A 13148-nucleotide genomic window follows, 5' to 3' on the forward strand; every position below is an offset into this window, starting at 1 on the left:
CGGCTGTGCAATGAGAAACCTCATTCATTTGCCGTCGCCCCCCAGGCGAACCTTCTGCATCTTTTCAAAGTCAGGCACCGCTCGCCCGTCGAACTGCTTCGTTCCATCGGGATAAACGAAAGTGATGTAATCACCCCTTTTGTGTTTTTTGGGCTCCGCCGATCGCACCACATAGTCTCTATGCAGTACGGGCTCGAAATATATGTTTCGAGCTTGACGTGCCTCGTAGGTAAACGTACCTCCTTCCTCATCGGCAAGCATGGCCCACTTCTGATGCCCCCGAATGTAACTTTCGTGTATCCATGGATAGTAATCTTTCACAACATTCAGATCAGGCCCCTCTGCCGTCCAGGAATAGCCCGTTTGAAGTTGAGGATTATTGTGATCGAACACCACAATGATGTTCCCACCTGCCCCCTCTATTACGTCCTCCCCCAAGACATTGGGCACAGGGTACGAAACGCCGAACCTTACGTTGCTTAAATGCCACTCGCATGGACCACCACCGTCAACAAATAACTGTGCGGTAAAGGTGTCGTCATTTCCTGCACGCTTGAGCTCCATCTCATACCCGTTGTATCCATCAAGCGGTTCGGGACGCCCGTTACTGTCGTGCGCAATGCGTTTACAGATTGAGGACCGGTACATGACATGCATTGAGTCAGTTATCAGGTCCTTGGGCACCTTGACCGTAATAGTCACCTTCTCGCCTCCCGGGGTGGGAGAAAAGCTGAGGTCTTTCGCGCAGCCACCCACGGAACCGAATATCAGAAGACAGGCCACGGTAGTTCTTGAACATGAAGCAAAACTAAACATTCCATGCCCCTGATGTACTGACACTCGCATCAAGACGCAACAAAGCTTCGGGGCCGCCTTCTGCTTGCCGTGTCACTTCCAGTGCAGCACAGACGGACGTAGAAGAGTTGAGTATCGCCCTGAGGAATGGCTACTTTGGTACTGTTCAACACTTCGCAAGGCTCATATCGGTCATCAAAAGGGACGTCGGCGACGACACAGGGCCAGTTCTTCCCCCCATCCCAAACCCGCGGCGTTCATGACATGTCCAGACACTGCCGCGCAAAAAACTCTGCAGGGGCGCCGTGCCGCGTTTTGTCTTCATTGCTGTACGACAGAATGCTCATCAGCCCCAGGTTGTAGGCATTCGCCAAGCTGTACCTTTTCTGCTTGTGCAGCACCAGTGACCACGCCCGAAACGGGCAGACCTCTAATACATGCCGTCGGTCGAGAGCGTCGTAAGGCGCGGTGAAACCCGAGAAGCTTGCATCTGGAAAATGGTAAGCAGGCAATGGCTTGCGCTTCGACAATTCAGGCCTGACAACCGGCAGCCCGTCGCACAACTGCCCGATTCGCAGGTAGTGGTAATCATGGACGGATCCTTCCTCGTTGAAAGCATGAAGTTGCTTCGGGTAGTCGTGCATCGCGGCAGGCGGCAAGTCCGCTGCGCGCCAAAGCGGGTGAAGATGCGTGATTTGAAAGTGCGACTCCATACGGAAAACACGAAGGGGACGCGTCCTAACGAAGATCCGGAATCGCCCTACACGAATCCAGATTCAGGGCACCACATTTATCAACGGTGCTGCCGGAGCGGGCACGCGAGCTCCTACAGTTCGCGGGAAGCGCTCTCAAAATCAATCACCGCCACTGGCAACTAAACCCCGACACGACTAACGTGCTCGCCTGATTCGTCGGTTTTCCAAGGAAGTGGAATATGTTGCGTCGCCGCATGTTGATCATGTTGGGTATTGTCCTGATCGTGGTGCTGGCCCTGGGTGGGTACAAGGCGTTTTCGGTCTATCAGCAGATCCAGCAATTCACGGCGCCGAAGCCGCCGACCAACGTCGCGGTGGCGGTTGTCGAGGCGCGCCAGTGGCAGAATCGTCTGCCGGCCATCGGCACGCTCAAGGCCTTCCAGGGCGTGGACCTGTCGCTGGAAATCGCGGGCACGGTCAAGGCCGTGCAGTTCGAATCCGGCCAGAAGGTCAAGGTCGGTCAGCCGCTCCTGCAACTCGACAGCGATGTGGAAAAGGCCCTGCTTGGGACCGCCGAAGCGGACCTCGGTCTAGCACAGGTGGAGTACGGCCGCGGCAGCAAACTGGTGGGCGAATCCGCCATCTCCCGCGGCGACTTCGACAAGCTCGCCGCCACCCAGAAGAAGGCCGCTGCCACCGTCGCGCAATTGAACGCCTCCCTGGCTAAGAAGCGCATCCTCGCGCCCTTCAGCGGCACCATCGGCATTCGTCAGGTTGACGTGGGCGACTACCTTGCCAGCGGCACAGTGATCGCCACCCTTCAGGACTTGACCCGTCTGTACGCCGACTTCTTCGTGCCGGAGCAGATGCTGCCGAAACTGGCCCTCGGCCAAGAGGTGCAGGTGAGCGTCGCGGCCTACCCCGAACGCGTCTTCACTGCACGCATCAGCGCCATCAACCCCAAGGTCGAAGACACCACCCGCAATGTGCTGATTCGCGCCACCCTGCCCAACCCCGACAGCCAGCTGCTGCCCGGCATGTTCACCAGCCTGCAAGTGCTGCTCGGGCAGGACACACCGCAGTTGGTGCTGCCGGAAAGCACCATCACTTACACGCTGTACGGCAATTCGGTGTACGTCGTCGTGCCGAAAAAGACCGCCGACGGCCAGCCGGAAAACAACAGCAAGGGCGAGCCTCAGCTCATGGTCGAGCGGCGCTTTGTCGAAACCGGCGAGCGTCGCGGCGGCCTGGTGATCATCAGCAAAGGATTGAAAGCCGGCGAACGGGTCGTCACCGGCGGCCAGCTCAAACTGGATAACGGCGCCGCCGTCGCCATCGTGGTCGACCCGGCAACTCCGTCGCACGCCACCCCGGCGGCGCAGAACAGCCAGCCCAAAGCGGACTGATCAAGGAATCGATCATGGCCTTTACAGACCCGTTCATCCGTCGCCCGGTGCTTGCCAGCGTGATCAGTCTATTGATCGTGCTGCTGGGTTTTCAGGCGTTCAGCAAGCTGACCATCCGCCAGTACCCGCAGATGGAAAACGCGCTGATCACCGTGACCACGGCCTACCCTGGCGCCAACGCCGAAACCATTCAGGGCTATATCACCCAGCCGCTGCAGCAAAGTCTGGCGAGCGCCGAAGGCATCGACTACATGACCTCGGTCAGTCGGCAGAACTTCTCGGTCATTTCCATTTATGCGCGCATCGGCTCCAACAGCGACCGCCTCTACACCGAGCTGCTGGCCAAGGCCAACGAAGTCAAGAACAAGCTGCCCCAGGACGCCGAAGACCCGGTCCTGAGCAAGGAGGCCGCCGACGCCTCGGCGCTGATGTACATCAGCTTCTACAGCGCCGAGCTGAGCAACCCGCAGATCACCGATTACCTGTCCCGGGTCATTCAGCCAAAGCTGGCGACGCTGCCAGGCATGGCCGAAGCGGAGATTCTGGGCAATCAGGTGTTCGCCATGCGCCTGTGGCTCGATCCGGTCAAACTCGCCGGTTTCAGCCTGACCGCCAACGACGTCACCGAAGCCGTGCGCAAGTACAACTTCCTGTCCGCTGCGGGTGAGGTGAAGGGCGAGTACGTGGTCACCAGCGTCAACGCCAGCACCGACCTGAAATCCCCGGAGACCTTCGCGGCGATTCCGCTCAAGACCGTGGGCGACAGCCGCGTACTGCTGGGTGATGTAGCCCGGGTAGAGATGGGCGCCGAAAACTACGACACGGTCAGCTCGTTCGACGGCACGCCGTCGGTGTACATCGGCATCAAGGGCACGCCCAGTTCTAACCCGCTGGACGTGATCAAGGAAGTGCGGCGCATCCTGCCGGAGCTGGAAGCCCAATTACCGCCGAGCCTCAAAGCGTCCATCGCCTACGACGCCACGCTGTTCATTCAGGCTTCGATCCATGAAGTGGTGAAAACCCTCATCGAAGCGGTGCTCATCGTCATCGTGGTGGTGTTCCTGTTTCTGGGTGCATTGCGCTCGGTGCTGATCCCGGTGATCACCATCCCGCTGTCGATGATCGGCGTGCTGTTTTTCATGCAGCTGATGGGGTATTCGATCAATTTGCTGACGCTGCTGGCGATGGTGCTGGCCATCGGCTTGGTGGTGGACGACGCCATCGTGGTGGTGGAGAACATTCACCGGCACATCGAAGAAGGCAAGACGCCCTTCGATGCGGCCATCGAGGGCGCTCGCGAGATCGCCATGCCCGTGGTATCGATGACCATCACCCTGGCAGCGGTGTATGCACCCATCGGTTTTCTGGAGGGACTGACCGGCGCGCTGTTCAAGGAGTTCGCGCTGACGCTGGCGGGTGCGGTGGTGATTTCCGGGATCGTCGCGCTGACCCTGTCGCCGATGATGTGCGCCGTGCTCCTGCGCCGGGAAGAGAATCCCAGCGGCCTGGCGCACAAGCTTGATCACGCCTTCGAAAGCCTGAAGGTCCGCTACCAGCGTGTCCTTCACGGCACGCTGAATACGCGGCCGGTGGTCATCGTGTTTGCGGTGCTGGTGCTATGCCTGATTCCGGTGTTTCTAAAGCTCAGCCAGTCGCAACTGGCGCCGGACGAGGACCAGGGCATCATCTTCATGATGGCGACGGCGCCGCAGCCGACCAACCTTGATTACATGAACACATACACCGATCAGTTCATCAGCCTCTTCAAGGCGTTCCCGGAGTATTACTCCTCGTTCCAGATTAACGGTTTCAATGGCGTGCAGACCGGCGTCGGCGGGTTCCTGCTCAAGCCATGGGACGAGCGCAGCCGCACGCAAATGGAGCTGTTGCCCGAAGTGCAAGCCAAGCTCAACGGTATTACCGGGCTGCAGATATTCGGCTTCAACCTGCCGTCGTTGCCCGGCACCGGCGAAGGGCTGCCGTTTCAGTTCGTGATCAATACACCGGGTGACTACGCCGCGCTGCTTGAGGTGACGGATCGCATCAAGAAACGCGCCGCCGACTCGGGCAAGTTCGCGTTTCTGGACGTTGACCTGGCGTTCGACAAGCCGGAAGTGGTGGTCGACATCGACCGCGCCAAAGCCGCGCAGATGGGCGTGTCGATGCAGGACCTGGGCGGCAGCCTGGCGACGTTGCTCGGGGAGGCGGAAATCAACCGCTTTACCATCGACGGGCGCAGTTACAAGGTCATCGCGCAGGTTGAACGGGCCTACCGCGACAACCCGGCCTGGCTGGCGAATTACTACGTCAAGAACACCGGTGGCAAGATGCTGCCGTTGTCGACGCTGATCACTGTCAGCGACCGGGCCAGACCCCGGCAGCTCAATCAGTTCCAGCAGCTCAACTCGGCGATCATCTCCGGCTTCCCACTGGTGAGTCAGGCTGAGGCGATCGAGTTGGTCAAACAGATCGCGATCGAAGAATCGCCGCCAGGTTTCGCCTACGACTACGCCGGCGCGTCGCGCCAGTACGTGCAGGAAGGCAATGCGTTGTGGGTCACGTTCGGACTGGCCCTGGCGATCATTTTTCTGGTGCTGGCGGCACAGTTCGAGAGCTTCCGCGATCCGCTGGTGATTCTTGTCACGGTGCCGCTGTCGATCTGCGGCGCGCTGATTCCGCTGTTCCTCGGCATCTCGTCGCTGAATATCTATACCCAGGTGGGTCTGGTCACGCTGATCGGCTTGATCAGCAAACACGGCATTCTGATCGTCGAATTCGCCAACCAGCTACGCCGCGACAAAGGCCTGACGGCGCGGGAAGCGGTCGAAGAAGCGGCGGCAATTCGCTTGCGACCCGTACTGATGACCACGGCGGCAATGGTGTTCGGCATGGTGCCGCTGATCCTCGCGACCGGCGCGGGGGCGGTCAGCCGGTTCGACATCGGTCTGGTGATTGCCACAGGGATGTCAGTGGGGACGTTGTTCACGCTGTTCGTGCTGCCGTGCGTGTATACGCTGCTGGCGCGGCGCGATGAGGCGCAGCCTGACAGCAGTGCCATCGGCGATGCGGGTATCCCCCCTACGAGTAGCGGTGCCTGACGCAATTCTGTAGGGGATTTACATCGCGCCAATGGGACGTGCAAATGCTGACGTCCCACGGCGCCAATAAAAAAGGCCCTGATTTTTCGGGGCCTTTGGGTCAACGCAACAGGAAGGAGTCAGCCTTGCGGTCCACTCCCCTGGGCCAGGCCGAACATCAACAACAGCAGATCGTGATCGGGTCGGGCCGTGTCAGACACCTTGGCCACTCGAGGCAGCGGGCAATGGCCTTCGCCATGCACTGCGCTCAAAATCTTCGGACCGGGCTGATCCCAGGCGGCCAAAGCGATGGAAGTCACTCCCAACGCTCCGACCAAAAACAAACCTCGCGCCATTTCTAACTTCATCGCTGTAAACCTTTGATGGGCCTGCCAAACGCGGTCTCGTAAAAATAGACCAGCTTGCTCCAGTCCGCAGGCTGAAACGACGAATGGCGACGAAGCTGTTTCATGTCGTGCTGAGCGGCGGCATAAGACGTCAGGCGCTGACGGCACTTCTCGAGATCCAGCAGCGCGACCTCAGCCTTGGCATTGGCGCCCTCGCCTACAACGCGAACAAAGACGTGCTTGATGTAGATACAGCTGTGCTGCCAGCGACCCTTATGCATGCGGGCCAGGTTGCTGGCGATTTCCTGAAGCATCTGCTCGTACACCACTTCGCCGTATTGCTCGCGCCCGCCGGCGCGCAGCCAGTTTTCGAATTCGTCGAAGCCGTCCAGCGAGGCCGTGACCAGCAACGCACGCCACTCGTTGTTCTCGTCGCGCTCGGCACCGCAGAACACCATGCGCGGCACATTGACGTCGAGCTGGCGGAGGCCTTCGAGGGCATCGCGCTCACGCAGAACGGTCGGGCGACCGAAAGGGTGCAACCAGCTGCGATAGATATGGCCTGTCTGGCGCTTCACATACAGCAGCCGACCGTTTTCCGAGACGACACGCTGCACGCCACTTTCACCGCCACGGCGCACGTTAGGTTCTTCGACCCATTCGCCTCGCGTATTCCAGAAGTAGGCGAAGCGGTCCTTGGCGGGAACGGCTAACTCTGTTGCGAAATCCACGGCCATCCTGTTACCTCTTACGTAATAGATACACACGCCACATGGCGTACATCGGCAGGAAATCCAGGCGCTCCTGAATCCGAAACCCTGCCTGTTCAAATTCGGCTTCCACGGTCGCAACCGGCAGCACGAAGCGGTTCTGGTAATCACGTTGCGGCCTTGATTTTTCAGCGTGTCTGCGCTTCCAGGCCTTGAAATTGCCATCCACCCAGAGCGACACAATCACGCTATCCCGGCTCACCCGGTGAAACTCTTTCAGCAACACGGCGCGGTCTTCAGCCTTGCCGATGTGGTGCATCAGGCGCATGCAGAAGATGCTGTCGACAGCGTTGTCCGGCATCTCGATCGCAAAGGCCGAGGTCTGCAATGGCTGGACGCGTTTGACGATTTCCGCAGGTTGCGACTCGCAGGCAATCTTGACCATCGACGCCGAATTGTCCGCCCCGATAATCACCCGGTTGGCTTTTTCGGCCAGTACTGGCCAAAAACGTCCGGCGCCACAGGGCAGGTCCAGCACCAGCCCCGGTTCGCCCGCTAGCGCCAGCGCGCGACGCGCCAGTTGTTTATCCCGGCGATCCGACAAGCGTCTTGCCAGTCCGTCGTTGTGTTTGCGTAGATACCTTTTAGCGTGTTCGTCGTCGTATTTACGCGAAAAATCCAGCTCGATCCGCTTGCTCATGGCTGCCTCTCCTTTGATAAGAGGGCCAAACTAAGCAGCGAAGCGTCACGCTCAGGTCAGATGAATGTGAAAAAAGCGTCCGGAAAAGTGAACAAATGTTACGAGATTATTCAAGAACTTAGGGCCAGCATACGGCCATGTCCCGGTCCATTTCAGCACCTTTACACAGGCTGTACATTTGTCGCCGGGATCCGCATGGGGTCTTTGCCAGGGCGCAAACCCATGTCTACGCTGAACCGGCAGCCGTTTGGCTCCATGGTGTCCAGGCTGACCGACCACCCCTGGTTTTCGCAGATGCGCTGCACCAACGACAGTCCCAGCCCCAGACCTTCGCCCCGTTGCTCGGTGCCGCGCACGAATGGCTGAAACATCGCCTCACGTTTTTCTTCCGGAATGCCCACGCCGGAATCCTCAACCATGAACCCGCCTTCGCGCAGCGTCAGGCGAATAAAGCCGATCTCGGTGTAGTGCAGCGCGTTGCGCAGCAGGTTGCCCATCACGGCGTAAAGAAAGGTCGCGTTGTAAGCCGTTTCGGAAGGCTCACCGGGCAAGTATTCCAGGGTCAGGCCTTTGCGTTCGATCGGTTCGCGCCACAGGCTGATCAGCTGTTGGGCAGCGCCGTGTAGGGTCAGCTGGGGATAAAGCGCCAGGTCATCGCGCTGGGTGCGGGCGAGCATCAGGAAGGTCTGCACCAGATCGCGCATTTCTTCGCAGGCCCTCGCCACGCGCTCGACCTGGGCCCGTGCGCGTTGGTCAAGCGCCGGGTTTTCCAGCAGCAGCTCACAGGAACTCGCCAGCACCATCAACGGCGTGCGCAGTTCGTGGCTGACATCACTGGTGAACATCCGCTCGCGGGTCAGCGCGTCACGGAGACGGCCCAGCGTGGCGTCAAAGGCCACCGCCAGCTCACCCACTTCGTCGGCGGCGTAGTCGGGGGCCAGGGGCGGCGCGAGGCCGAGCAACTGATCGCGATGACGCACCTGTCGCGCCAGCCGGACCACCGGCGCCATCACTCGACGCGCCAGTATCCAGCCGAGGAAAATCGCCAGCGCCAATGCCAGCACAAAGCCCACCAGCACGACGGCGAACAGCACGCGCTCACGCTCTTCGAAATCGCTTTGATCCTGGAGCAAGACATAGTGGCGACCGTCGACGATCTCAACCATGGCGTGGTACGACAAAGGCCCGCGAAACACTTCGTGAAAGCCCGGTTCAAGATGCCGCAGGTCCTTTGGCAGCTCGAAATCCCCCGGACCGCCGCTGAAGTAAAACAGCTGATCCGGCTCCGGGCGGTGGTTCCAGTCGTTGACGCTGTCCATCAGCAGCAGACGCGTCAGGTCGCCGCCCAGTCCTGCCGAAATCAGCTTTTCTTCGACCAGGTGCACCGTCGCGACGATACCCATCGCGAAGCACCCGGCAACCAGCGCGCTCATCAGCGCAAAGGCAATGATGATCCGTTGGGCGAGGCTCTGCTTAAACTCCATCACGCCCCTCTGCGAGGCGGTATCCGACACCATGGACTGTCTGCAACAGTGGTTTGGCGAATGGTTTGTCAATGACCTGGCGCAACTGGTGAACATGGCTGCGCAAGCTGTCGCTGTCCGGGCAATCATCGCCCCACAGCGCTTCTTCCAGCACTTCACGACGCAGGACGTGAGGGCTCTTTTGCATCAACACTGCGAGCAACTTAAGCCCAACCGGGTTGAGTTTGAGCAGGCGCCCTTCACGGATCACTTCCAGGGTATCGAGGTCGTAGATCAGATCGGCGACCTGCAGGGTACGCCGCCCGCCACCCTGGGCACGCCGCAGCACCGCTTCAATACGCGCCGCCAGTTCCGATAGCGCGAACGGCTTGAGCAGGTAGTCGTCGGCGCCGGAGCGAAACCCCTGTAACCGGTCGTCAAGCTGATCGCGGGCGGTGAGCATGATTACCGGCGTGTCGCGGCGGGCGTCTTCACGCAGGCGCTTGCACAGGGTGTAGCCGTCGATGCCGGGCAGCATGATATCGAGCACGATCAAGTCGTAATGTTCGGTCGCCGCCAGGTGCAGGCCGGACAGACCGTCTTGCGCGCAGTCAACGGTATAACCCTTCAAACCGAGGTAATCGGCGAGGTTTGCCAGGATGTCGCGGTTGTCTTCAACCAGCAGAATTCTCATGGCGCGTGTCTCCCTATGCGGTGTGGCGAGACCCGGGACACGGCGTGAGATGCCGCTCAACAAGGTCTGAGTTGGCGGCAGCTTACGGCGATGCGCGCTCGAGGGCCAGCACCGCCGTGCATAACGTTTTTTTCACTCGCGGTTCACGGCGCCGCGACAGCATTCTGCTCAGACTTCGCACCGCTCCGGCTCAATACGCCCCCCGCTCTCCCCTCGCCCACTACACGGGATTCGCCATGTCACACGCACTTGAACGGCCCGCTTCACGTCCGATCAACTTTTGGGTTTACCTGGGCATCCCGGCCGTGGCCGCCGTCGTTCTGATTCTGCTTGAATTGACTTCGCTGGACATGGACATCGCCAAACTGGCCTACGACCCGGTGGCGAGAGAATTCATCGGGCGGCACAGTTTCTTCCTCGAAGACGTCCTGCACGACCGCGCCAAACAGGCCGTGATCGCCATCGGGGTGTTGTCCTTTGCCAGCTTCATCGCCTCCTTCTTCGTCAGCGTGCTCAAACCCTGGAAACGTGAACTGGGCTGCATGGTGCTGTCGATGGCGTTATCGACCAGCTTCGTGACGCCGGTGAAAGTCGTGACATCGGTGCAATGCCCGTGGAGCCTGAAAGAGTTCGGCGGCCAGGAAACCTACAGCGAGCTCCTCAGCCCCCGCCCCCCCACCGACAAACCCGGCCGCTGCTGGCCCGGCGGTCATGCCGCGACCGGCTTCACACTCTTCGCCCTGTTCTTCGTCTTCCGCGACCGCAAACCCCGCCTGGCCAAAGCCGGCCTGATCTTCGCGGCGAGCCTGGGCACCGTCTTCTCCATCGGTCGAATGCTTCAAGGCGCGCACTTCTTCTCCCACAACATCTGGACAGCCGTGTTCTGCTGGCTGCTTTGCCTGGGCGCGTATTACGTCGTGCTGTACCGACCGGCGAAGAAGGAGGATGTGGTGGTGAATGGAGAAGTCGTTACAGGGTAATCGCTTCCAGAGTGACGCGGAGCGTCACGGGATGCATGCCTACGCAGAGCGTGGGCACGATCAGCTCAGTCCCCTTCAATCAAGTCCAACAATGCCAGCGCTCCTGCTGGCCTCTTCCCGGCTAAAGCCGGTCCCACTGAAAGCACCGCGTGCACCCTGTGGGACCGGCTTTAGCCGGGAAGCCCTTGATCTACATCTGCCTTTGATCTGCATCTGCCTTTGATCTTCGTGCACAAGAAGTCCAAGCACCGCCAAACGCGACTTGGGTGCAGGCTGAACGGAGGTCTCGCGCAGTGGGCCGAGCCGCATGGATGCGGCGAGAGCGCCGTCAGGACATGGATGTCCGTTCGGCGCGGGCCCACGGAGCGAGACCGGAGTGAAGGAACCCGACGAAGTCGGGCCCAACCAGGAGCAAGCACCCTTGGTTACTTGGGGTGCTTTTCCAAGTAACTCGCCGGAGGCGAAATGTCTGCCCCTAGGCAGACGCTCTTGATCCTGAGGCTTTTCAAAGGTCACTCGCGGAGGGAGTCATTTAGCGCCGCCCATAAAAAAACCCCGCCTAAGCGGGGTTTTTTCTACATCGGGGACCGGCTGGCTTACATCATGCCGCCCATACCACCCATGCCGCCCATGTCAGGCATACCGCCACCGGCAGCCTTCTCATCAGCCACATCAGCAATCATCGCCTCAGTGGTGATCATCAGACTGGCGATCGACGAAGCAGCCTGCAGAGCAGAGCGAGTCACCTTGGCCGGATCGAGAATACCCATCTCGATCATGTCGCCATACTCGCCGCTCGCAGCGTTGTAACCGTAGTTACCGGTACCCTGCTTGACCTTGTCGACCACAACGCTAGGCTCGTCGCCCGAGTTCGCCACGATCTGACGCAGAGGTGCTTCAACCGCACGACGCAGCAGCGCGATACCGACGTTCTGATCAGCATTGTCGCCACGCAGTTCGGAAATCGCCTGCAGCGAACGAACCAGTGCAACACCACCGCCAGGCACCACGCCTTCTTCAACGGCTGCACGGGTTGCGTGCAGGGCGTCTTCAACGCGGGCTTTCTTCTCTTTCATTTCAACTTCGGAACCAGCACCGACCTTGATCACTGCAACGCCGCCCGACAGCTTGGCCAGACGCTCTTGCAGCTTCTCTTTGTCGTAGTCCGAAGACGTGTCGCCGATCTGCTGACGGATCTGCGCGATACGACCGTCGATGTCGCCACGAACGCCGGCACCGTCGATGATTGTGGTGTTTTCTTTGTTCAGCACAACGCGCTTGGCGTTACCCAGGTGTTCCAGGGTAGCGGTTTCCAGGCTCAGGCCGATCTCTTCCGAGATAACGGTACCGCCAGTCAGAACAGCGATGTCCTGCAGCATGGCCTTGCGACGGTCGCCGAAGCCAGGGGCCTTGACCGCTGCAACTTTAACGATGCCGCGCATGTTGTTCACGACCAGAGTCGCCAGCGCTTCGCCTTCAACGTCTTCAGCGACGATCAGCAGAGGACGGCCAGCTTTCGCAACGGCTTCCAGAACGGGCAGCATTTCGCGGATGTTGGAGATCTTCTTGTCAACCAGCAGCAACAGCGGGCTGTCCAGCTCGGCAACCATGGTGTCCGGCTTGTTGATGAAGTACGGGGACAGGTAGCCACGGTCGAACTGCATGCCTTCAACAACAGACAGCTCGTTTTCCAGGCCCGAACCTTCTTCAACGGTGATAACGCCGTCTTTGGTTACACGGTCCATTGCTTCGGCAATGATGTCGCCGATGGAGTTGTCGGAGTTCGCCGAGATAGTACCGACCTGGGCAATGGCCTTGGAGTCGGTGCAAGGCTTGGACAGCTTCTTCAGCTCGGCAACGATGGCGATGGTCGCCTTGTCGATGCCGCGCTTCAGGTCCATCGGGTTCATGCCCGCAGCGACGGCTTTCAGGCCTTCGTTGACGATGGCTTGAGCCAGAACGGTAGCCGTAGTGGTGCCGTCGCCAGCGTCATCGTTTGCACGGGAAGCAACGTCTTTGACCAGCTGCGCGCCCATGTTTTCGAAACGGTCTTTCAGCTCGATTTCTTTGGCTACGGACACACCGTCTTTGGTGATCAGCGGAGCGCCGAAGCTTTTTTCGATGATGACGTTACGGCCTTTTGGGCCCAGAGTTGCTTTTACTGCGTCGGCCAGGACGTTGACACCAGCCAGCATTTTTTTACGGCCAGCATCGCCGAACTTAACTTCTTTAGCAGCCATGATCGTTATTCCTTAAATACTTTGTAGTAACGGGAAATGGG

Annotated in this window: 11 protein-coding genes; 3 read left to right on the plus strand and 8 right to left on the minus strand. The window is 59.7% G+C overall.

The annotated features are described in order from the left end of the window. Positions 1 to 24 precede the first annotated feature (24 nt). Together FX982_RS02670 and FX982_RS02675 are read right to left on the minus strand one after the other, a co-directional pair. On the minus strand, positions 25 to 702 hold the full coding sequence (locus tag FX982_RS02670) for a hypothetical protein (RefSeq protein ID WP_172609551.1): 678 nt from the start codon (positions 700 to 702) through the stop codon (positions 25 to 27). Between the two features lie 350 nt (positions 703 to 1052). Next, a complete protein-coding gene (locus tag FX982_RS02675; RefSeq protein WP_172609552.1) occupies positions 1053 to 1508 on the minus strand; it encodes a hypothetical protein in 456 nt (151 codons plus the stop codon). 221 nt (positions 1509 to 1729) lie between these two features. Here FX982_RS02675 and FX982_RS02680 point away from each other — a divergent pair, with 221 nt between their 5' ends. After that, on the plus strand, positions 1730 to 2896 hold the full coding sequence (locus FX982_RS02680; protein WP_172609553.1) for an efflux RND transporter periplasmic adaptor subunit: 1167 nt from the start codon (positions 1730 to 1732) through the stop codon (positions 2894 to 2896). Between the two features lie 14 nt (positions 2897 to 2910). Further along, entirely contained in the window at positions 2911 to 5994 is a 3084-nt protein-coding gene (locus FX982_RS02685; protein ID WP_172609554.1) for a multidrug efflux RND transporter permease subunit, read from the plus strand. A gap of 119 nt (positions 5995 to 6113) precedes the next feature. Here the strand turns inward: FX982_RS02685 and FX982_RS02690 are convergent, their stop codons facing one another. From FX982_RS02690 to colR, 5 genes are all read right to left on the minus strand, one after another. Then, complete coding sequence (locus FX982_RS02690; RefSeq protein WP_065992187.1) at positions 6114 to 6341, minus strand: hypothetical protein; 228 nt, start codon at positions 6339 to 6341, stop codon at positions 6114 to 6116. Next, the gene (locus tag FX982_RS02695) at positions 6338 to 7057 is read right to left on the minus strand and encodes a lipopolysaccharide kinase InaA family protein (protein WP_172609555.1); all 720 of its coding nucleotides are present in this window, start codon (positions 7055 to 7057) and stop codon (positions 6338 to 6340) included. Before FX982_RS02695 ends, FX982_RS02690 begins: the two co-directional genes overlap by 4 nt. A 4-nt stretch (positions 7058 to 7061) precedes the next feature. Further along, a complete protein-coding gene (locus tag FX982_RS02700; protein ID WP_172609556.1) occupies positions 7062 to 7730 on the minus strand; it encodes a class I SAM-dependent methyltransferase in 669 nt (222 codons plus the stop codon). A 161-nt stretch (positions 7731 to 7891) separates the two neighbouring features. Then, positions 7892 to 9214, minus strand: coding sequence for a sensor histidine kinase (locus tag FX982_RS02705; protein WP_172609557.1), 1323 nt, complete (start codon positions 9212 to 9214; stop codon positions 7892 to 7894). Further along, complete coding sequence (gene colR, locus FX982_RS02710; protein WP_172609558.1) at positions 9204 to 9887, minus strand: two-component system response regulator ColR; 684 nt, start codon at positions 9885 to 9887, stop codon at positions 9204 to 9206. Before colR ends, FX982_RS02705 begins: the two co-directional genes overlap by 11 nt. 236 nt (positions 9888 to 10123) lie before the next feature. On the opposite strand from colR, the gene FX982_RS02715 reads away from it, so the two are divergent. After that, the gene (locus FX982_RS02715) at positions 10124 to 10867 is read left to right on the plus strand and encodes a phosphatase PAP2 family protein (protein ID WP_172609559.1); all 744 of its coding nucleotides are present in this window, start codon (positions 10124 to 10126) and stop codon (positions 10865 to 10867) included. 596 nt (positions 10868 to 11463) lie between these two features. Here FX982_RS02715 and groL read toward each other — a convergent pair. Then, complete coding sequence (gene groL, locus FX982_RS02720) at positions 11464 to 13107, minus strand: chaperonin GroEL (protein ID WP_122535952.1); 1644 nt, start codon at positions 13105 to 13107, stop codon at positions 11464 to 11466. Between the last annotated feature and the right edge of the window lie 41 nt (positions 13108 to 13148).

The sequence above is a fragment of the Pseudomonas graminis genome (assembly GCF_013201545.1).
Taxonomy (GTDB): domain Bacteria; phylum Pseudomonadota; class Gammaproteobacteria; order Pseudomonadales; family Pseudomonadaceae; genus Aquipseudomonas.